The sequence below is a fragment of the Streptomyces sp. NPDC005281 genome, assembly GCF_040607495.1.
In the GTDB taxonomy this organism is placed as follows: Bacteria; Actinomycetota; Actinomycetes; order Streptomycetales; family Streptomycetaceae; genus Streptomyces.
The window spans coordinates 1-21,688 of the sequence record NZ_JBEXGX010000018.1 but is presented as its reverse complement, the minus strand read 5'-3'; the positions used below and the strand labels follow the sequence as shown (position 1 = coordinate 21,688).

Annotated in this window: 14 protein-coding genes, 1 rRNA gene and 1 pseudogene; 12 read left to right on the top strand and 4 right to left on the bottom strand. The window is 70.9% G+C overall.

What is annotated here, in order from left to right; all coding sequences use genetic code 11:
* Window positions 1–100: 100 nt before the first annotated feature.
* Window positions 101–3,889, top strand: a complete 3,789-nt coding sequence (locus ABZV42_RS24530) for a serine protease (protein WP_356053584.1) — start codon at window positions 101–103, stop codon at window positions 3,887–3,889.
* A gap of 159 nt (window positions 3,890–4,048) precedes the next feature.
* Window positions 4,049–5,002, top strand: a complete 954-nt coding sequence (locus ABZV42_RS24525) for a bifunctional riboflavin kinase/FAD synthetase (protein WP_355989073.1) — start codon at window positions 4,049–4,051, stop codon at window positions 5,000–5,002.
* Between the two features lie 150 nt (window positions 5,003–5,152).
* Here the strand turns inward: ABZV42_RS24525 and ABZV42_RS24520 are convergent, their stop codons facing one another.
* Together ABZV42_RS24520 and ABZV42_RS24515 are read right to left on the bottom strand one after the other, a co-directional pair.
* The gene (locus tag ABZV42_RS24520; RefSeq protein ID WP_356053583.1) at window positions 5,153–8,791 is read right to left on the bottom strand and encodes an SCO5717 family growth-regulating ATPase; all 3,639 of its coding nucleotides are present in this window, start codon (window positions 8,789–8,791) and stop codon (window positions 5,153–5,155) included.
* Window positions 8,792–9,237: 446 nt separating this feature from the next.
* Window positions 9,238–9,531, bottom strand: coding sequence for a DUF397 domain-containing protein (locus ABZV42_RS24515; RefSeq protein ID WP_355989068.1), 294 nt, complete (start codon window positions 9,529–9,531; stop codon window positions 9,238–9,240).
* Between the two features lie 264 nt (window positions 9,532–9,795).
* On the opposite strand from ABZV42_RS24515, the gene rpsO reads away from it, so the two are divergent.
* The 5 genes from rpsO (at window position 9,796) to ABZV42_RS24490 (ending at window position 15,308) form a co-directional block, all read left to right on the top strand.
* Complete coding sequence (gene rpsO, locus ABZV42_RS24510) at window positions 9,796–10,086, top strand: 30S ribosomal protein S15 (RefSeq protein ID WP_355989065.1); 291 nt, start codon at window positions 9,796–9,798, stop codon at window positions 10,084–10,086.
* 362 nt (window positions 10,087–10,448) lie between these two features.
* Entirely contained in the window at window positions 10,449–12,668 is a 2,220-nt protein-coding gene (locus ABZV42_RS24505) for a polyribonucleotide nucleotidyltransferase (protein WP_355989063.1), read from the top strand.
* Entirely contained in the window at window positions 12,665–14,044 is a 1,380-nt protein-coding gene (locus ABZV42_RS24500) for a pitrilysin family protein (RefSeq protein WP_355989061.1), read from the top strand. Before ABZV42_RS24505 ends, ABZV42_RS24500 begins: the two co-directional genes overlap by 4 nt.
* Window positions 14,045–14,070: 26 nt before the next feature.
* On the top strand, window positions 14,071–14,823 hold the full coding sequence (gene dapB, locus ABZV42_RS24495) for a 4-hydroxy-tetrahydrodipicolinate reductase (protein ID WP_355989059.1): 753 nt from the start codon (window positions 14,071–14,073) through the stop codon (window positions 14,821–14,823).
* Between the two features lie 32 nt (window positions 14,824–14,855).
* The gene (locus ABZV42_RS24490; protein WP_355989056.1) at window positions 14,856–15,308 is read left to right on the top strand and encodes a hypothetical protein; all 453 of its coding nucleotides are present in this window, start codon (window positions 14,856–14,858) and stop codon (window positions 15,306–15,308) included.
* A gap of 64 nt (window positions 15,309–15,372) precedes the next feature.
* Here ABZV42_RS24490 and ABZV42_RS24485 read toward each other — a convergent pair whose 3' ends face one another.
* Both ABZV42_RS24485 and ABZV42_RS24480 read right to left on the bottom strand, forming a co-directional pair.
* A complete protein-coding gene (locus tag ABZV42_RS24485; RefSeq protein WP_355989054.1) occupies window positions 15,373–15,930 on the bottom strand; it encodes a hypothetical protein in 558 nt (185 codons plus the stop codon).
* 90 nt (window positions 15,931–16,020) lie between these two features.
* Entirely contained in the window at window positions 16,021–16,260 is a 240-nt protein-coding gene (locus ABZV42_RS24480; RefSeq protein ID WP_355989052.1) for a hypothetical protein, read from the bottom strand.
* A gap of 304 nt (window positions 16,261–16,564) precedes the next feature.
* Here ABZV42_RS24480 and ABZV42_RS24475 point away from each other — a divergent pair.
* The 5 genes and pseudogenes from ABZV42_RS24475 to ABZV42_RS24455 form a co-directional block, all read left to right on the top strand.
* Window positions 16,565–16,855, top strand: a pseudogene (locus ABZV42_RS24475) (FAD-dependent thymidylate synthase); the annotation flags it as partial.
* An 18-nt stretch (window positions 16,856–16,873) separates the two neighbouring features.
* Complete coding sequence (gene thyX, locus ABZV42_RS24470) at window positions 16,874–18,064, top strand: FAD-dependent thymidylate synthase (RefSeq protein ID WP_355989114.1); 1,191 nt, start codon at window positions 16,874–16,876, stop codon at window positions 18,062–18,064.
* Window positions 18,065–18,275: 211 nt separating this feature from the next.
* The gene (dapA, locus tag ABZV42_RS24465) at window positions 18,276–19,175 is read left to right on the top strand and encodes a 4-hydroxy-tetrahydrodipicolinate synthase (protein ID WP_355989049.1); all 900 of its coding nucleotides are present in this window, start codon (window positions 18,276–18,278) and stop codon (window positions 19,173–19,175) included.
* Window positions 19,176–19,306: 131 nt separating this feature from the next.
* On the top strand, window positions 19,307–20,992 hold the full coding sequence (locus ABZV42_RS24460) for a ribonuclease J (protein ID WP_355989047.1): 1,686 nt from the start codon (window positions 19,307–19,309) through the stop codon (window positions 20,990–20,992).
* A gap of 524 nt (window positions 20,993–21,516) precedes the next feature.
* Window positions 21,517–21,688, top strand: a 16S ribosomal RNA gene (locus ABZV42_RS24455); the annotation flags it as partial.

Sequence of the window (21,688 nt, the reverse complement as noted above, 5' to 3'; positions counted from 1 at the left end):
GAACCGGGGGAGTAGAAGGGGGCGCTTTTCCCGCACGATCTGTCCCGCTGATCATCTCGCCCCTACCGTCGGATCAGGAGCGCGGCGGGGAGGTTCGAGTATGGCGGGGCGAGGCCCGCGGACCGGGAACGAAGAGACGGCGGACGGCGCCGGACACACGGGGGACGACGCTCTCGTACGCGTCTGCGACCCGGCCGGCCGTCCGCGCGGCACAGGTTTCGCGGCCGACCACCACGGCACCGTGATCACCAGCCACGAGGCCGTCGACGGACTGACCCGGCTCGTCCTGCACGCCCCCGGCGACCGCACCTGCGTCCTGGGCGCCGACGCCGTCACACCCCTGCCCGAGCTCGGTCTGGCTCTCGTACGCACCGACGGTCTCGGCCTGGTCCCGCTCCCCGTCACCGTGCGGGACCGCGTCGCGACCGGCACGTACGTCAGACTCGCCGCGGGCGGCTGGCGCGAGGCGCGTGTGCTCGGCTCCACCGCCGTGACGTACACGACCGCCGGCCGCGCCCATCTCCTGGGCGGCGCGATGGAGTTGGCGATCGGCACAGCGGGCGCGGACGCGCTCAGGCCGGGCGGCGGAGCGGCCGGAGGGCCGGTCCTCGACGCCGGCACCGGCGCGGTGGTGGCGGTCGCCTGCACCACCCTGCTCGCCCGCACCCCGGACGGCACCCCGCCAGGGGAGACCCCGGCGGGCCGTCGGGCACCCGGCTTCGCCGTCCCCCTGCGGGGCACCGCGGGTCCGCTCGCCGAACTGCTGGCCCGCAACGCGGCCACCGTGCCCGCGTACGGCGCCGATCTGAATCTCGCCGGCGCGCTCGAACTCACGGCGACCTCGGTGGGCTCGGACGGACCCCGCAGGCCGGTGCCGTCCGCCGCCGCGGGCACATACCCCGGAATCGTCGAACGGGCCGATGTCACCGAGGAGTTCGCGGCCTTCGAGAGCGGTCCGGCCGTCGTCCTCGGGCTCGTCGGCCCGCCCGGCAGCGGCCGCACGACAGAGCTCGCCGCCCTCGCCTCCCGCCGCCTCGGCGGCCCCGAACCGGCCCCCACCCTGTGGCTGCGCGGCGCCGATCTCCGCGCCGACGACACCTCGCTCGCGGACGCGGCGACGCGTGCCCTGGAGCGTGCCGGGCGGATCGTGGCCGCGTCCCTGCGGAGCACCGGAGCGACCGGGACGGCGGCCGCGCGGCGGTCACCGGCCGGGACGAGCGTCCTGCCCCCCGAGGGATACGGCGGCGAACTCGGCGACATCGCCCCGGACCGCCTGGCCGCCCCCGCACGCGCGGCGGGCCGTCCCCTCCTGCTCCTCCTCGACGGCCCCGAGGAGATGCCCGCCGAGCTCGCCCACCGCCTCCCCGACTGGACCGGGGAGACGACCGCCTGGCTGACGGAAACCGGCACCCGGCTGGTGATCGCCTGCCGCAGGGAGTACTGGGAACGGGCCGGCGCGGAATTCCCGGCAGGCCTCCTGCACTCTCCCGCGCGGCACCCACGCGGTCTTCTGTCCCCCTGCGTGCCGCTCGGGGATCTGAGCGAGGAGGAAGGGCGACGGGCGCGGTCGGGGGGCGGGATCCCCGAAGGGGTTCTCGTACCGGGCGACGCGCGCCATCCGCTGGTGCTGCGGCTGCTCTCCGAGGTGCGGGCCGCGGCCGTGGACCTTCGGGCCGGACAGCTCGGGCGCGACGACGTGTTCGCCGCCCACCTCGACCTGATGTGCCTGCGCGTCGCGGTCCGGCTCGCCGACGCCAACGGACTGCGCGGCAGCGCCGTCCGCCGGCTCGCCGCCCGTGTCTCCGGCCAGGTCCACGAAGCCGCCCGGCGCTGTCTGGGCCCCGGCCAGGGCCGCCTGGACCGGGCCTCCTTCGAGAGCGTCTTTCCCTGGGGGCCCGCCCGGGGACGCCTCGCGGGCATCACCGGCTGGGCGTCCGCCGTCCTCACCGAGGGGCTCCTCGTCCCCGCCGGTGACGGCTACCGCTTCGCCCACGAGGAGCTCGCCGACTGGATCCAGGGCTCCCACCTCGATTTGGACGCGGCCCTGGACAGCCTGGTCCACCGAGGGCGCGCCACACCCGACAGCGGCTCCGGACACACGCGGACCACGGCGCCCGGCCGCCGGGACTCCCGCCGTGACCGGTCCGTCCCGTCCGGGGCCGGAGCCCGTGATTCCGGGGCTCCTGCTTCCGGTTCGGACACCCTTCCCGTCCCCCGGCACAGGATCGGTCCCGTCGTCGAGACCCTGCTTCTGCTGGCCCGTCACCAGGCCTCCACCGAACTGACCCTCCGTCTCGAGGACCTCGTCCACGCGATCGACGATCTGCTCCCCGAAGCGCCGGACCGGCTCACGGCCCCGTACGGTGCCGCCCACGACGGCCGGCCCGCCGGCCCGCCGGGCGACTCCCTCTGGTGGGCCACCCGCCTGCTCACCACCGTCCTGCTCCGCGTGCCCGACGCGACCGCGTACCTCGGCGCGCTGCGGCTGCTCACCGAGCGGATCGTGGCGTGGCGGCAGCAGGGCAGGGCCGTACCGGACGAGCTCGGTCCTGCGTTCTGGGCGGCTCTGCCCGTCCCGGACACGGAACGCTTCGACCTGCTCAGGCGCCTGGTGGCAGCCGATCCCCGCCGGGCCCCGGCTGCCGAACCCCCGCACCCGGACGAGGTCCCCGCCGCCCCGCGCCACCTCGACACCGTCTCCCGTCTCCTCGCCGCCGACCCCATCGCCGTGCACCGCCACCTCACCCGCTGGTTCGACGACGAACGGCCCCTTTCCGCCACACCCGACGCGACCGTGGCGACGGCCGCGCAGGCACTGCTGTACGCGCACCGGCGGCGCGCCCCGGACGATCTGACCGAGGCCCTGATGGCCGGCGCGCATCCGCGGGGCGACGAACTGCTGGCCGTGCTGGCCGAGGAGGACCCCTCGGCCGTGTGCCGGGCGGTCGACCGGTGGGCGCGGGACGAACGGCCGGCCCGGCGGGCGGCGGCGGTCGCCCATGGACTCCGGGCGGCACCGTTCGCCGCCACCCCGGCCGACCGGGAGATGCTGCGTCAGGCCGCTCTCGCCCTGCTCGCCCGCCCCGCCGACCGCGCTCTGCACGGCGGAGCGCTCGGCATCCTCGTACGGGATCCGCTCACGCGTGCCCGCTGTCTGCCGCAGGCCCTGGACCGCTTCGCGGCCGGCGACCCTCGGCTGCCGCCGGGCGCGCTGGCCGCCGCGCTCACCACCGACCCGGAGCCGGTGCTCGCCGCGTTCCGCGACCGACTGCTGCGGCTCGGCCCCGACACCGCCGAACTGCTGCACGCCCTCGCCGACGTCACCACCCCCGCGCTGGCCCGTCCGGTCGCAGCCCTGGTGCGGGAGACCGTGGAACTGTGCCCGGCGGTCGCCGCCTGCGTGGCCGCGGACTTGGACCGGCGCATCGACCACGGAAGGGCTCCCCAAGCGGTACTGTTTCCGCTGGTCAACGGCCTGCTGGAGACATGCGGCAGGCCGGTGCGGACCGCGCTCGCCCAGGTCCTCGCGGCGCCGGGGGAGCAGGCGTCGGCCCCGCTGCGGCGCGAACTGCTCGATCTGCTGCTGGCGCACGAGCGGGATCCGGCCGTTCTCGACACCGTGCTGAGGGCCGCGGGCGACGGCCTCGACCGCAGGGCGGAGGCGCCGACCCGCGAACTCGTGCACCGCGTCGGCCTCCTCCTCGTCCGATCACCGGCCGGGGCCACCGCCTTCGACCGGGGCCTGGTCGACCTGGCCCGGCGTGTTCCGGGCTTCGCCACCCTGATGGCCCGCTGGGTGACCGGTGCCCCCGAGACCTGGTCCGGCCTGGTCGGCCCCGGCACCCGCCACATGATCGGGAGCCCGGCCGGGGCGCGGGCTCCCGTCTGAACCGCGCCCGCACACCTCGTCGAACTCGGTACCGCGCTCTGCGGCGCTGAGCGATCGGTCACAGCCCGATGCCGATGCAAGCCGAGAGCGCACGGCATGGCACCCTTAGAGCTGCGAATAAGGCAATCACGGACACGGGTTCGACAAGGAGCGGTCACAGTGCAGCGCTGGCGTGGCTTGGAGGACATCCCCGAGGACTGGGGGCGCAGCGTCGTCACCATCGGTTCCTACGACGGGGTGCACCGCGGACACCAGCTGATCATCCGGCATGCCGTGGACCGCGCCCATGAGCTGGGCGTCCCCTCCGTCGTGGTCACCTTCGACCCGCACCCCAGCGAGGTGGTCCGCCCCGGCAGCCACCCTCCGCTGCTCGCCCCGCACCACCGCCGCGCCGAACTGATGGCCGAACTCGGCGTCGACGCCCTGCTCATCCTGCCGTTCACCACCGAGTTCTCGAAGCTGTCGCCCGCCGACTTCGTGGTCAAGGTGCTGGTCGACAAGCTGCACGCCAAGGCGGTCGTCGAGGGCCCCAACTTCCGCTTCGGCCACAAGGCCGCGGGCAACGTCGACTTCCTGCGCGAGCAGGGGGAGACGTACGACTTCGAGGTCGAGGTCGTCGACCTGTTCGAGTCCGGTGAGGCGGGCGGCGGCGAGCCGTTCTCCTCGACCCTCACGCGGCGCCTGGTCGCCGAGGGCGATGTCGAGGGCGCGCGCGAGATCCTCGGCCGGCCGCACCGGGTCGAGGGCATCGTCGTGCGCGGCGCCCAGCGCGGGCGCGAGCTCGGCTTCCCCACGGCGAACGTCGAGACCCTCCCGCACACCGCGATCCCCGCCGACGGCGTCTACGCCGGCTGGCTGCACGCCCAGGGCGAGGCCATGCCCGCCGCGATCTCCGTGGGCACGAACCCGCAGTTCGACGGCACCGAGCGCACGGTGGAGGCTTACGCCATCGACCGCGTCGGCCTCGACCTCTACGGTCTGCACGTCGCCGTCGACTTCCTCGCGTTCGTCCGCGGCCAGGCCAGGTTCGACTCGATCGACGCACTGCTGGTGGCCATCGGCGACGACGTGAAGCGCTCGCGGGAGCTGATCGAGGCATACGAGGGGGAGTAACCCCTCCCGGCCCGGCGGCCCGGCTCCCGCCGATCCGTCGCCGCCTCTTCCGCTGTCTCTCCCGTCGCCTCCAGTACGCGAAAGACCCGCACCGTCCTTGAACGGTGCGGGTCTTGGCGTCTGCCGGCCCTCGGCGGAGCCGGGCCGTCTCTACTGCTGCGGGGGCGCCGGAGGCGGCGGGTTCTGCGGGTATCCCTGCCCCGGCGCCTGACCGGGCTGCTGGGGGTAGGGCCGGCCCGGCTGGGCGTACGGCTGTCCGGGCTGGGGCTGCTGCGGAGCCTGCCCCGGCGCCGGCTGTCCCGGAACCGGCTGCCCGGGAACGTACTGGCCGGGAACCGGCTGCCCGGGAACGTACTGGCCGGGAACCGGCTGCCCGGGAACGTACTGGCCGGGAGGCTGCTGTCCCGGAACGTACTGGCCCGGAACCTGCTGCTCGGGAACGTACTGGCCCGGAACCTGCTGTCCGGGAGCGTACTGGCCCGGCATCGGCGGGGCGGCCACCGGCGGCGGGTTGCCGTCGTTGGTCCACAGCCCGTGCGACTGCTGGTGCCGCGCGAAGTCCTCGGCGACCATTGCGGAGAGGTTGAAGTACGCCTCCCGGACCTTGGGCCGCATCATGTCGAGGTCGACCTCCGCGCCCGCGGACAGATGCTCGTCGAACGGCACGGTCACGACACCGCGGCAGCGCGTCTCGAAGTGGCTGACGATGTCGTCCACCTTGATCATCTTGCCGGTCTCGCGCACTCCGGAGATGACCGTGATCGACCGCGAGACGAGGTCCGCGTACCCGTGCGCCGACAGCCAGTCCAGCGTCGTACTGGCGCTGCTCGCCCCGTCCACGGACGGCGTCGAGATGATGATCAGCTGATCGGCGAGGTCGAGCACCCCGCGCATGGCGCTGTACAGCAGACCCGTGCCGGAGTCGGTCAGGATGATCGGGTACTGCTTGCCCAGGACGTCGATCGCGCGCCGGTAGTCCTCGTCGTTGAAGGCCGTCGACACGGCCGGGTCGACGTCGTTGGCGATGATCTCCAGCCCGGAGGGCGCCTGCGAGGTGAACCGCCGGATGTCCATGTACGAGTTGATGTACGGGATCGCCTGGACGAGGTCACGGATGGTGGCGCCGGTCTCGCGACGCACCCGGCGGCCGAGCGTACCGGCGTCCGGGTTGGCGTCGATGGCGAGGATCTTGTCCTGGCGCTCGGTGGCGAGCGTGGAGCCGAGCGCGGTGGTCGTGGTCGTCTTGCCGACACCGCCCTTGAGACTGATGACGGCGATCCGGTAGCAGGAGAGGACCGGGGTCCGGATCAGCTCCAGCTTCCGCTGCCGATCGGCCTCCTCCTTCTTCCCGCCCAGTTTGAAGCGCGACGACGCGGCGGCCGGACGACCGCTCTTGACCTTCTGCCTCTTGTTGTTGAGCAGCCGGTCGGACGACAGCTCCACCGCCGCGGTGTACCCGAGCGGGGCGGCACCGGGATTGATCGGCTGCCGCTGATCGTGCCGTACGGGCTGCGGCCAGGCGGTACCGGTCCGCGGGTCGACGGGGGCGGTCGGCTGCTGCTGTACGGGCGGCGGGCCCGACTGGTGCGGCGGCTGCGGCTGCGGGCTCTGCGGCTGGGCCTGCGCCGGGTACGGCGGGGCGGCCTGCGCGGGGGGCTGCTGCTGCGCGTAGTCGTGACCGGGCTGCGGAACGGCCGGGTCGGGCGCCGGCTGCGGGAAGCCGTAGCCCTGCTGAGGAGCGGGGGCGGGAGCAGGAGCGGGAACCGGGGCATGCGGCGCCACGGCGTCCGGGACGGGCGGGGCGGGCTGCGGGAAGCCGTAGCCGGGTGCGGGTGCGGGCTGGACGGGGGCCTGCTGCTCGGGGGCGTGGACGCTCTGATGCGGGAAGCCGTAGCCGGGGGCCGGCGGAACCGGGGCCTGGGGCGGCTGCTGGTCCTGGGGTGCGGTGCCGGGCTGCGGGAAGCCGTAGCCCGGAGCCTGGGCGGGCGGTGCCGCCGGTGCCGGAGCGGGTGCGCCGGGCTGGGGGAAGCCGTAGCTGCCCTGCGGGGCGGATGCCGGGCCCGGGGCGCCGGCCTGCGGGAACCCGTAACTCCCCTGCTGCGGGAAGCCGTAGCCGGGTGCCTCGGGGACGGGGGCCGGGGCCGGCGGCACCGAGGGCTGAGCCTGCGGGGGAGCGGGTACGGCGTTCTCGAGTCCGGCCGACTGTGCGGGCCCGTGAGGTGCACCGGCGGGACCGGGAGCACCGGGGGAGGACCACGCCGACGAAACGGACTGCGGCGCCGGGGGCTGGAAGGGTTCGCCGGGGGCCGGTACGGGCGCGGCAGGCTGGAAGGGCAGGCCGGGCGCGGGCGCGGGTGCCTGTGCGGCCGGGGGCTGGTAGGGCGCCCCCGGCGCCGGTGCGGTGGGTGCCTGCTGCGGCACTGGCATCGGCACCTGGTCCGGCACCCGGCTCCGCGCGTCCGGAGCGGGCTCCGCGCCGGCGGGCCACTGCGGGGCCGACGTGGGGGCCGCGGGCTGGTAGGCGGGCGGCAGCGGCGGCAACCCACCCTGCGGCAGCGGCGGCGGAGCCCAGGCGGGTGGCGTGTCCTGCACTGCCGCGGGCTCCTCCGGCGGGACGAAGGGCACCGCGTCCTGGGGCTCACCGTCCTGGGGCTTGCCGTCACGGGGGCCCGTGTCCCGGGGAGAAGCGTCCTGGAGCTGGAAGTCGCCAGCGGCGCGGGCGACGGCGCCCGTACCGGCTGGCTCGGCCTCCGCGGAGCGCGGTTCGGCGGAGCCCGTCTCCACTGCGTCGACTGTCCGGCCCTGGGCTTCCCCGTCGGCCTCGGCCGAAGCGGCGCCCGCTTCCTCGGCGGGCTCGGCGCCCGGGGAAGCGACGACGACGTCTGCCGGGGCGCCCTGGTCCGCCATCGGTACGTCAGCCACGCCGGCGCGCTGGGACTGGGAGGCCGCCTCCAGCGACTGGTAGGCGAGCACGGGATCGATGACGGGAGCCGGCACGGGCCCGGGAGTCGCGACGGGCCGGACGTGCTCAGGCTGCCCGGACCGGGCCCCGTACTCCGGCTGGACCACGGCCAGGGCCAGCGGTGCGCCCGGGGTCCTGACTTCGTCCTCGCCCTGCACCGCGCCGCCGTCGCCCGGGACGTCATCGCTCGCGGCGGTACCGGTCGCGCGCTCCGCCGCGCCCTCGGCAGTCGTGTCCTCGCCGCCGGTGCCGGCCGCGGGTGCGCCCTCGGCCTCGGCCGCGGTCCCGGCATCACCGGAAGCCGCCCGCTCGGCGATCTCACGCGTCAGCGCGACAGCGGAGAACCGCATGGTCGCGCCGCTCTCGAGGTCCCCGTTCCCGGAATCCTGCGGGCCGGGAGCGGTGGGAGCGGTGCCGGACGCAGCCGGACCACCGGCAGATGCCGCATCCTCCGAGTCCCGAGCCTCATCCGAACCCCGGAATTCCTCCGAACCCCGCGACCCCCGCTGCTCCTGCTGCTCCGCGGACTCGTCCAAGCCCTCGGAAGCCTTCAGACCGTCGGAGTCCCGCGAGCCGTCGGACTCCGCCGACCCCTCCGGCTTCTCCGACCCCTCCGGCGCTTCCGAGTCCCCCGGATCGCCCGGCGCCGGTGAGTCGCCCGTGCTCCCCGGAACCCCGGAACCGTCCGCGGCGTTCTGCGTGTACCAGGCGGGTGGCGCGTAGTCGATGGTGAACTCGCCCGTCGTCTCGACGGCGGACTCGGCGTCGGACTGGTCATCGCCGGGCGTGGCCCAGCCCCCGCGGATCCCGCCCCGATCGCTGTTCACAATTCCTCCTGGTGTGGTCGGGCACCCTCAAGTCGTGCCGGATCGACCGTCTGCTTGTCGTCCGTTGACGTTCACGGACGACCGAGGCCGCCCGAAGTCCGTACGAGTCCGCCCGAATTGACCGGCTCCCCGGATAACGCGAGCCCCCCGTCAACGGGTTCAGGCGTCGCGCCCTGTCCCAGCCTAATCACCATGACTGTTCGCGGGGCAGGCCTGTCCACCCCGCCGCTGAGGCCCGTTACGGCACACCCTGCCCAGAAGTGGCGTACACACGCTCACTATTGACCCCGAAAGCGGACAAACAACGGCACTGGGACGGCCACTTGCCGTAGGGCCGCCCGCCCGACGGCAAAGTGCGTCCTGGGGAGACGGACCACGAGGCGGGCAGACAAAAGGGCCGCCACGGAAAATGTCTCCGTACCGGCCCCCGAGTTCCCGGCTGCGCGTTACTCCGCCTGGCCACCCGCGCCGGCAGCGGACTCCAGATCGAACTCGCCGTCCCTGGCACCCAGCACGAAGGCCCGCCACTCGGCCTCCGTGTACCGCAGGACCGTCCCCGGGTCGAGTGACGACCGCATGGCCACCGCGTTCCCGGGCAGATGCGCGATCTCGACCCGCTCCTCGTGCTGCTCGGTGCCCGGCGCGCTCTGCCATTCGGCGCCCGAGATGTCGAGGGCGTAGAGCTCGTCCTTCTCCCGCTCCTTGCGCGCCTTGACGTCGTTCTCCGCTTCCTCGGCCATGTTCCGCCGGCCCCTTCCCCACGTACGAATGACCTCTGCCGTCACCCTAGTGGCCCGGTCCGCGCCGGCCGGGAAGGTTCGGAGACCCGGACAGACGTATCCGTCCAGGCTGGTACCCTGTGTAACGGCCGTTTGTGTACGCACCCCCGGAGCTCCGCTCTGGAGGCCGCGCCCAACGGATCCCCGCCGTCCGAGTCATGGAAGCTCCCCTGAGAATTCGACCAGGGGCACTCGGTGGCAGACACGAGACTACAAGGAGTAAGCGTGCCGCTCGACGCCGCTACGAAGAAGCAGCTCATCAGCGAGTTCGGTCAGAAGGAGGGCGACACCGGCTCCCCCGAGGTCCAGGTCGCCATGCTTTCGCGCCGGATCTCGGACCTGACCGAGCACCTCAAGGCCCACAAGCACGACCACCACTCCCGCCGTGGTCTTCTGATCCTGGTCGGCCAGCGTCGCCGCCTGCTTCAGTACCTGGCCAAGAAGGACATCCAGCGCTTCCGTGCGCTGGTCGACCGCCTGGGCATCCGCCGCGGTGCGGCCGGCGGCGCCAAGTAAGACGCCGTGAAGGGAGCGGTTCCCACCTCTTGGGAGCCGCTCCCTTTGCTGTATGTGCTGCCGCACGCGCTCTCTACGTGCGGAGTGTCACCGACGCTTTGTAGTGTGGTAGCACAACGCAATACGCAGGAAACCGCACGTACGAACACAGCGTGACGACGCCGTACCCGCCGGGTAGGGCATCTCACGACAACGAACGAGGAGAAGCGCGCCTCATCGCCGCCGGTCCTCGGTAGTGGCCCCCGGGCGAAAGAACCCCGGGTGCTTCGATCGAAGACCGGCCCGCACCAGAAGGAGCGCTTCTCCGCCACCGTCCCCCTGCCACACGGGCAGGCCGGGACGAAGACGAGGAGAAAACGCTAGTGGAGAACGAGACCCACTACGCCGAGGCCGTTATCGACAACGGTTCCTTCGGCACCCGCACCATCCGCTTCGAGACGGGACGTCTGGCCAGGCAGGCCGCCGGTTCCGCCGTCGCGTACCTGGACGACGACACCATGGTGCTGTCGGCCACCACCGCGTCCAAGAAGCCCAAGGACCAGCTCGACTTCTTCCCCCTGACGGTGGACGTCGAGGAGCGGATGTACGCCGCCGGCAAGATCCCCGGCAGCTTCTTCCGCCGTGAGGGCCGGCCCTCCGAGGACGCCATCCTCACCTGCCGCCTGATCGACCGCCCGCTGCGTCCGTCCTTCAAGAAGGGCCTTCGCAACGAGATCCAGGTCGTCGCCACGATCATGGCGCTCAACCCCGACCACCTGTACGACGTCGTGGCGATCAACGCCGCCTCCGCGTCCACCCAGCTGGCCGGTCTGCCCTTCTCCGGCCCGGTCGGCGGCGTCCGCGTCGCGCTGATCAACGGCCAGTGGGTCGCGTTCCCGACGCACACCGAGCTCGAGGACGCCGTCTTCGACATGGTCGTCGCCGGTCGCGTCCTCGAGGACGGCGACGTCGCGATCATGATGGTCGAGGCCGAGGCCACCGACAAGACGATCACGCTGGTCCAGGGTGGCGCCGAGGCGCCGACCGAGGAGGTCGTGGCCGCCGGCCTCGACGCCGCGAAGCCCTTCATCAAGGCCCTGTGCAAGGCGCAGTCGGACCTCGCCGCGAAGGCCGCCAAGCCGACCGGCGAGTTCCCGATCTTCCTGGACTACCAGGACGACGTCTTCGAGGCCCTCACCGCCGCGGTCAAGAGCGAGCTCGCCCAGGCGCTCACCATCGCCGGCAAGCAGGACCGCGAGGCCGAGCTGGACCGCGTCAAGGAGATCGCCGCCGAGAAGCTGCTCCCGCAGTTCGAGGGTCGCGAGAAGGAGATCTCCGCCGCGTACCGCTCGCTCACCAAGAAGCTGGTCCGCGAGCGCGTCATCAAGGACAAGGTCCGCATCGACGGCCGCGGCGTCACGGACATCCGTACGCTGGCCGCCGAGGTCGAGGCCATCCCGCGCGTGCACGGCTCGGCGCTGTTCGAGCGTGGCGAGACCCAGATCCTGGGCGTCACCACCCTCAACATGCTCCGCATGGAGCAGCAGCTGGACACCCTCTCCCCGGTGACCCGCAAGCGCTACATGCACAACTACAACTTCCCGCCGTACTCCGTCGGTGAGACGGGCCGCGTCGGCTCCCCGAAGCGCCGCGAGATCGGCCACGGCGCGCTCGCCGAGCGCGCGATCGTGCCGGTCCTGCCGACCCGCGAGGAGTTCCCCTACGCGATCCGTCAGGTGTCCGAGGCCCTCGGCTCCAACGGCTCGACGTCCATGGGCTCGGTCTGCGCCTCCACCATGTCGCTGCTGAACGCCGGTGTGCCCCTCAAGGCCGCCGTCGCCGGTATCGCCATGGGTCTGATCTCCCAGGAGATCGACGGCCAGACGCACTACGTCGCCCTCACCGACATCCTCGGTGCGGAGGACGCCTTCGGTGACATGGACTTCAAGGTCGCCGGCACCAAGGAGTTCGTGACCGCCCTCCAGCTCGACACCAAGCTGGACGGCATCCCCGCCTCCGTCCTGGCCGCGGCCCTCAAGCAGGCCCGCGACGCCCGCCTCCACATCCTCGACGTGATGATGGAAGCGATCGACACGCCGGACGAGATGTCCCCGAACGCCCCGCGGATCATCACCGTCAAGATCCCCGTGGACAAGATCGGTGAGGTCATCGGCCCCAAGGGCAAGATGATCAACCAGATCCAGGAGGACACCGGCGCCGACATCACGATCGAGGACGACGGCACCATCTACATCGGTGCTGTCGACGGCCCCTCCGCCGAGGCCGCTCGCGCCACGATCAACGCGATCGCCAACCCGACCATGCCGGAGGTCGGCGAGCGCTACCTGGGCACCGTCGTGAAGACGACGACCTTCGGCGCGTTCGTGTCGCTGCTCCCCGGCAAGGACGGTCTGCTGCACATCTCGCAGATCCGCAAGCTCGCCGGCGGCAAGCGTGTGGAGAACGTCGAGGACGTCCTGGCCGTGGGCTCCAAGGTCCAGGTCGAGATCGCCGAGATCGACTCCCGCGGCAAGCTCTCCCTGATCCCCGTGGTCGAGGGCGGCGAAGGCGACGACGACAAGAAGGACGACACCGACCAGTGACGTCGAGTAGCTCCACGACGACGGCCCGCACCTCTTCGGAGGCGCGGGCCGTCGCCCGTACCCAAACCCTCATCAAGGGCGCGAACGGCATCGGCACGGTCCGCAAGACCACCCTGCCCGGCGGGCTGCGCATCGTCACCGAGACGCTGCCCTCCGTGCGCTCCGCCACGTTCGGCATCTGGGCGCACGTGGGCTCCCGCGACGAGACGCCGTCCCTGAACGGCGCCACGCACTATCTGGAGCACCTGCTCTTCAAGGGCACCAGCCGCAGGTCCGCCCTGGACATCTCCTCGGCGATCGACGCGGTCGGCGGCGAGATGAACGCGTTCACGGCGAAGGAGTACACGTGCTACTACGCACGCGTGCTCGACACCGACCTGCCGCTGGCCATCGACGTCGTCTGCGACATGCTGACCGGCTCACTGATCCTCGAGGACGACGTCAACGTCGAACGCGGCGCCATCCTCGAAGAGATCGCCATGACCGAGGACGACCCGGGCGACTGCGTGCACGACCTGTTCGCGCACACCATGCTCGGCGACACCCCCCTCGGCCGCCCGGTCCTCGGCACCGTCGACACGGTCAACGCCCTCACCGCGGACCGCATCCGCCGCTTCTACAAGAAGCACTACGATCCGACGCACCTCGTCGTGGCCTGCGCGGGCAACGTCGACCACAACAAGGTCGTACGCCAGGTCCGCGCCGCCTTCGAGAAGGCCGGAGCCTTCAAGAACGCGGAGGCCGCTCCCATCGCCCCGCGCGACGGCCGGCGCGCCATCCGCACCGCGGGCCGGGTCGAACTGCTCGGCCGCAAGACCGAACAGGCCCATGTCGTCCTCGGGATGCCCGGACTGGCCCGCACCGACGACCGTCGCTGGGCCCTCGGCGTACTGAACACCGCCCTCGGCGGCGGCATGTCCTCGCGCCTGTTCCAGGAGGTCCGCGAGAAGCGCGGCCTGGCCTACAGCGTGTACTCGTACACCTCGGGCTTCGCCGACTGCGGCCTCTTCGGCGTCTACGCGGGCTGCCGTCCGAGCCAGGTCCACGACGTCCTCAAGCTGTGCCGCGACGAGCTCGACCAGGTCGCCGAGCACGGACTGTCGGACGACGAGATCGGCCGCGCCATCGGCCAGCTCCAGGGCTCCACGGTCCTCGGCCTGGAGGACACCGGCGCGTTGATGAACCGCATCGGCAAGAGCGAGCTGTGCTGGGGCGAGCAGATGTCGGTCGACGACATGCTCGCCCGGATAGCGTCGGTCACCCCGGACGAGGTCCGTTCCATCGCCCGGGACGTCCTCGGACAGCGGCCCTCGCTGGCGGTCATCGGCCCGGTCAAGGACAAGCAGGCGTCCCGGCTGCACGACGCGGTCGCCTAAATCCCGTCTCGGTAAGGAACGAAGCAATGAGCAAGCTGCGCGTGGCGGTCCTCGGTGCCAAGGGCCGGATCGGAGCCGAGGCGGTACGAGCCGTCGAGGTGGCCGAGGACATGGAGCTGGTGGCCGCGCTGGGCCGCGGCGACAAGCTGGAGACGCTGGCCGAGGCCGGCGCCCAGGTCGTGGTCGAGCTGACCACCCCGGCCTCGGTGATGGACAACCTCGACTTCTGCGTCCGGCACGGCATCCACGCCGTGGTCGGCACGACCGGCTGGACCGAGGAACGCCTCGCGCAGCTCGGCACCTGGCTCGCCGCGTCCCCGGAGACGGGCGTGCTCATCGCGCCCAACTTCTCCATCGGGGCCGTACTGACGATGAAGTTCGCCGAGGTCGCGGCGCTGTACTTCGAGTCCGTCGAGGTCGTCGAGCTGCACCACCCGAACAAGGTGGACGCCCCCAGCGGCACCGCCACGCGCACCGCTCAGCTCATCGCCGCGGCCAGGCGGCGCGCGGGCAGCGCCCCGCAGCCCGACGCCACCGTGACCGCCCTGGACGGCGCCCGCGGCGCCGACGTCGACGGCGTCCCGGTCCACGCGGTCCGGCTGCGTGGCCTCCTGGCCCATCAGGAGGTCCTGCTCGGCGGCGAGGGCGAGACCCTGACCATCCGCCACGACTCCCTCCACCACAGCAGCTTCATGCCGGGCATCCTGCTCGGCGCCCGCCGCGTGGTGACCACCCCGGGCCTCACCTTCGGCCTGGAACACTTCCTCGACCTCGGCTGAGCCGGGGCACGTACGACAGTTAGCCGGCAGACATGCGCGCGAAGATCACCTATGCCATCACGGCCGCCGTCCTGGTCGTCTATTTCGTCCTGGTCGGCAGCCGGGGCGTGCTGCTCATCCAGAACGGCACCCTGATCACCGTCACCTTCGGGGTCGCGGTGCTCATCCTGCCGGTCATCGGCGTCTGGTTCCTGTGGCAGAACACCCAGTTCGTCCGCAAGGCCAACAGGCTCGCCGCGGTGCTCGACTCCGAGGGCGCACTGCCCGTCGACGAGCTGCGGCGCACCGAGGGCGGCCGCATCGACCGGGACTCGGCCGACGAGGTCTTCGCCCGCCGCAAGGCCGAGACCGAGGACGCCCCGGACGACTGGCGCAACTGGTTCCGTCTCGCCGTCGCCTACCACGACGCCCGCGACACCCCGCGCGCCCGCAAAGCCATGCAAAGGGCCATCGCCCTGCACGAGGGCAGGACCCTGGAAGCCTGATCAGGCCGTACGGCGAAGGGGCCGGCCCGCACATTGTGCGGACCGGCCCCTTCGGCTTGCTGTCTCAGGCCCGGCGGTACTCGTCGGCCCACACCTCGATGATGTCCGCCGCGCGGTCGAAGGCCTCGGAACGCGCCAGGAAGTCGGCGTTGTGCGTGGTCATCAGCGGCGCTACGTCCCCGTCCGAGCGGTCCGTGGTCACCAGGGTCAGGGCCTGGCCCTGAACCGTGCGCGGCAGCCCCAGCCACCGCACCGGCTGCTGCACCGTGCGCACCGCCGCGACCTGCTTCCACGCAGTCGTCCGGGTGACGAGGAAGCCCACCCGGCGCAGCCCCCGGGCACTGACCCACACCCCCATGCGCAGGAGCCGCAGCGCACACAGGATGACGGCCGCCGCGGCAGCCATGCAGGCGGCGGCGCCGGACAGCGTCCCGGCGACGGCGATGATCACGGCGGCGACGAGCACGTACGAGGCGAGCAGCAGGACGAGCGCGGCCGCGCCCACGCGCCAGGGGCCGGGCCGGTAGGGGCGCCGCCAGCGGTCACGGTCGTCGAAGGGCAGCGCGACATCCTCCGACGCCTCGTCAAAGGCGCGGTCCGCCATCAGAAAGGGCAGGGGCACGACTGTTCCTCACTCGATCCACGCATGGGCAGTGCCCGGTGAGGTTATCGAGCCGGTTGCCGGCTCACCACCCTTGGGGGTCCGGAAGGGTCAGCGGCCGTCCGAGGCCACGGAGTGCTGCGTCTGCGCAGGTGACGGATCCTGTGACAGGGCGGGCATTCCGACGACCATGGACCCGGCTATCCCGGCGAGCAGGGTGAGTCCGAAGAGCCACCGGCCGGCTATCTGCCCGGCGGAGGAGCGCTCGCGGGGCGGGGGAGCGACGTTGCTGCGGAACTGGTCGGCTTCGGCGGTGAAGGCGAACGGGACGGGCTCGCGCCGACGGGACATGGGCGGTGCTTCTCCTCTTGGGGCTTACGGGCCATGGCGACCCGGTGATCCGGACGTCCGGGGTGTTCCGGGCGACCAGGGTGTTCCGGGCGGCCCGGGCGATCCGGTGGCAAGCGGCGCGAACCTCTCGAACGCATCACTCTCACTCATACAGACGGGCGAACGTTACAAGAGGTGCCCGGAATCACCGAATTCGCAGAAGTTCGCCGATGAATGTCGTGGCCCGGCACCGAACGCCCGTTGTCGGTGCCGGGCCGTAGAGTGGTCGCCGCCCGAGCCAGTGATGGGAAGGACCCTCCGCACCGTGACCGACAACCCGGCCGACGACCTCAAGCCCCGCTTCCGCGGCGATGTCACCGTCGAGCTGATCAAGCACACGGCCTCCGACGCCGACGTGCTGTTCGCCGCCCGTGTCTCCACCGCAGGTGAGCAGTCGCTGGGGGAACTTCAGAAGGACCCGGAGCGCTCCAAGGGCCTGATCAACTACCTGATGCGGGACCGCCACGGCAGCCCGTTCGAGCACAACTCGATGACCTTCTTCGTCAGCGCCCCGATCTTCGTGTTCCGGGAGTTCCACCGTCACCGCGTCGGGTGGTGCCTGCCGGGCGACGCCATGATTCGCGTCGGCACCAGCAAGAACGGCAAGGCCAAGCGCATCGCGGACATCTATCGGGACTGGAAGGTCGGCGTGCCCGACTCCATGGGCCGTACGCGCAGGCTGAAGTCCTGTCAGAACCTCCTGGCCGACACGATCGACCTGGAGACCGGGCTGGCGGAGAAGGCGCCCATGGTGGACGTCTTCGAGTCCGGAGTGAAGCCGATCCTCAAGGTCTCGACGACCAACGGCAAGGCGCTGCGCTGCACCGCGGATCACCGTGTGTGGACGCCGGACGGCTGGGTGCGGGCCGCCGACCTCCGTGTCGGCGACCGGGTCGGGCGGCTCGGCCGTGTCGGCGTAGGCGAGCGGGTCGGCATCCCGAAGCGGCTGCGTGAGGGAATCCAGATCTGGACCACCGAGCAGCGCGCCGATCTCATCTCGCCCATGGACCTCTGTTACCTCTGCGAGGAGAAGTTCGAGGCGCAGGACCTGGAGCTCGACCACGTCATCCCTGTGGACGCCGACCTGACCAAGGCGCTCGACGTCTCGAATCTGCGACCGGCCTGCAAGCCGTGTCACCAGCGGAAGACGAACGGCGAAGGCGTGCCGATCGGCGTGCGCCGCCGTGCCCTCCAGAACGGCGTGCGCTGGGAGGCCGTCGTCTCCGTCGCTTCCGACGGGGAGGAGATGACCTACGACATCTCCATGCCGCCGCCGCACCACAACTTCATCGCGGACGGCTTCGTCGTGCACAACTCGTACAACGAGGAGTCGGGCCGCTACAGGGAGCTGGAGCCGGTCTTCTACGTTCCCGGTGAGGAGCGCAAGCTGGTCCAGCAGGGGCGTCCCGGCAAGTACGAGTTCGTCCAGGGCACCCCCGAGCAGTACGGGACCGTCACCAGGGCCATGGAGGAGTCCTACCGGCAGTCCTATGCCGCGTACCAGGAGATGCTGGCGGCAGGTGTCGCCCGCGAGGTCGCCCGTGCCACCCTCCCGGTCGGTCTCTTCTCCTCGATGTACGCCACCTGCAACGCCCGTTCCCTGATGCACTTCCTCGGACTGCGCACCCAGCACGAGCTCGCCAAGGTGCCGTCGTTCCCGCAGCGGGAGATCGAGATGGTCGCCGAGAAGATGGAGGCGCACTGGGCCGGGCTCATGCCTCTCACACATGCGGCCTACAACGCGAACGGGCGCGTGGCGCCGTAACACGCCACCGCACACCGGCCCGGCACAGATGTACGGATCAACCGAGCGAAGTGTCCGTATTGCGGCATTTCGCGAAGTTCATCTAGCCTGATCAAACGGACCCGGCACTGCTTGAACCCCCGAGCAGGCAGTGCCGGGTTCCACTTTTGTCATGCTTTGTCGTGCCCCCCGAGGGCAGACCACGCGGTGAGCAGCGAGTAGCGTATTACCCATGGCTCCGACCTCCACTCCGCAGACCCCCTTCGGGCGGGTCCTCACCGCCATGGTCACGCCCTTCACGGCGGACGGCGGACTCGACCTCGACGGCGCTCAGCGGCTCGCGACCCACCTGGTGGACGCAGGCAACGACGGCCTGATCATCAACGGCACCACCGGTGAGTCCCCGACCACCAGCAACGCGGAGAAATCGGAGCTCGTACGCGCCGTGCTGGATGCGGTCGGCGACCGCGCCCACATCGTCGCCGGCGTCGGCACGAACGACACCCGCCACAGCATCGAGCTCGCCCAGGACGCCGAGCGGGCCGGCGCGCACGGCCTGCTCACCGTCACGCCGTACTACAACAAGCCCCCGCAAGAGGGCCTGTACCGCCACTTCTCGGCCATCGCCGACGCCACCGAACTTCCGGTCATGCTCTACGACATCCCCGGCCGCAGCGGCGTCCCGATCAACACCGAAACCCTGGTGCGGCTCGCGGAGCATCCGCGTATCGTCGCCAACAAGGACGCCAAGGGGGACCTCGGCCGCGCCAGCTGGGCCATCGCCCGCTCCGGCCTCGCCTGGTACTCGGGCGACGACATGCTGAACCTGCCGCTGCTCTCCGTCGGCGCGGTGGGCTTCGTCTCCGTGGTCGGCCACGTCGTCACCCCGGAGCTGCGCGCGATGCTCGACGCGTACCTCTCCGGGGACGTCCAGAAGGCCACCGAGATCCACCAGAAGCTGCTCCCCGTCTTCACCGGCATGTTCCGCACCCAGGGCGTCATGACGACCAAGGCCGCGCTCGCCCTCCAGGGCCTGCCCGCAGGTCCGCTCCGCGCCCCGATGGTCGAACTGTCGCCCGAGGAGACCACCCAGCTCAAGATCGATCTTGGCGCCGGCGGGGTAGAGCTCTAACCACAGACTTCACAACTGAATAAGCCCGACCGCAGGCCATGGGCCTGCACCCCACACAACAGCTACTGCACGAACGTCACGCGCGCCACGTGCCTTGCGAGGTACGTGGCGCGCGTGGTGAGGAGAGTCTTTTGAGTCATCCGCATCCTGAACTCGGCAAGCCGCCGGTCCTCCCGAAGGGCGGCCTCCGGGTCACCCCGCTCGGCGGCCTCGGCGAGATCGGCCGGAACATGACGGTCTTCGAGTACGGAGGCCGCCTGCTGATCGTCGACTGTGGAGTGCTCTTCCCCGAGGAGGAGCAGCCCGGAATCGACCTGATCCTGCCGGACTTCACGTCCATCAGGGACCGCCTCGACGACATCGAGGGCATCGTGCTCACGCACGGCCACGAGGACCACATCGGCGGCGTCCCGTTCCTCCTGCGCGAGAAGCCGGACATCCCGCTGATCGGCTCCAAGCTGACCCTCGCGCTCATCGAGGCGAAGCTCCAGGAGCACCGCATCCGGCCGTACACGCTCGAAGTGGCCGAGGGCCACCGTGAGCGCATCGGCCCCTTCGACTGCGAGTTCGTCGCGGTCAACCACTCCATCCCGGACGCCCTCGCGGTCGCCATCCGCACCCCCGCGGGCATGGTCGTCCACACCGGCGACTTCAAGATGGACCAGCTCCCGCTGGACGGCCGTCTCACCGACCTGCACGCGTTCGCCCGGCTGAGCGAGGAAGGCATCGACCTTCTCCTCTCGGACTCCACGAACGCCGAGGTCCCGGGCTTCGTCCCGCCCGAGCGCGACATCCAGAACGTGCTGCGCCAGGTGTTCGCGAACGCCAGCAAGCGGATCATCGTGGCGAGCTTCGCCAGTCACGTGCACCGCATCCAGCAGATCCTCGACACCGCCCACGAGTACGGCCGCAGGGTCGCCTTCGTCGGCCGCTCGATGGTCCGCAACATGGGCATCGCGCGTGACCTCGGCTATCTGAAGGTTCCGCCGGGTCTCGTGGTCGACGTCAAGACGCTCGACGACCTTCCGGACCATGAGGTCGTCCTCGTCTGTACGGGATCCCAGGGCGAGCCGATGGCGGCGCTCTCGCGGATGGCGAACCGCGACCACCAGATCCGGATCGTCCAGGGCGACACGGTGATCCTGGCGTCGTCGCTGATCCCCGGCAACGAGAACGCGGTCTACCGCGTCATCAACGGTCTGACCCGCTGGGGCGCCAACGTCATCCACAAGGGCAACGCCAAGGTCCACGTCTCCGGACACGCGTCCGCGGGCGAGCTGCTGTACTTCTACAACATCTGCAAGCCGCGCAACCTGATGCCGGTCCACGGCGAATGGCGCCACTTGCGGGCCAACGCCGAGCTGGGCGCCCTGACCGGCGTCCCGCACGACCGGATCGTGATCGCCGAGGACGGCGTCGTCGTCGACCTGATCGAGGGCAAGGCGAAGATCTCCGGCAAGGTCCAGGCGGGATACGTCTACGTCGACGGTCTCTCGGTCGGTGACGTCGGTGAGCCCACGCTCAAGGACCGCAAGATCCTCGGCGACGAGGGCATCATCTCGGTCTTCGTGGTGATGGACGCCAGCACCGGCAAGCTCACGGCCGGCCCGCACGTGCAGGCACGCGGCTCCGGCATCGACGACGCCGTCTTCGTCGATGTCATTCCGAAGATCAGGGAAGTCCTGGAGCGATCGGCCCAGGACGGTGTGGTCGAGCCCCATCAGCTGCAGCAGCTCATCCGCCGCACGCTGGGCAAGTGGGTGTCCGACACCTACCGCCGACGCCCGATGATCCTCCCGGTCGTCGTCGAGGTCTGACCCTCGGCAAGGTCCCGACCAGGAGCGGGGCGCCTCGATTTGCATCGGGGCGCCCCGCTCCAGTACGTTTACGTCTCCGCCTGAACGGGAACTCCCGAAGCTTCGTGCTTCGGAGTCAGTCCCCGGAGGGGGCGGGAATTCCGACTCAGAGAATCTGATAAAGTCGGAGTCGCTGGAAAGGGAAACGCGAAAGCGGATTACCTGAAAAGCACCGAGGAAATCGGGCCCGCAAGGATCTGATAGAGTCGGAAACGCAAGACCGAAGGGAAGCGCCCGGAGGAAAGCCCGAGAGGGTGAGTACAAAGGAAGCGTCCGTTCCTTGAGAACTCAACAGCGTGCCAAAAATCAACGCCAAATTTGTTGATACCCCGTCTCCGGCCAATCTCGGTCGGGGCGAGGTTCCTTTGAAAAAGTCCTGTCGGGCATTGTTCCGGCAGGCGCATCAGCGAGGACGCTGTGAACCGAGGGATTATTCCTCCCTCCGGTTCCGCTCTCGTGGTGTTCCACCGGATTACCGGTAAACATTCACGGAGAGTTTGATCCTGGCTCAGGACGAACGCTGGCGGCGTGCTTAACACATGCAAGTCGAACGATGAAGCCCTTCGGGGTGGATTAGTGGCGAACGGGTGAGTAACACGTGGGCAATCTGCCCTTCACTCTGGGACAAGCCCTGGAAACGGGGTCTAATACCGGATA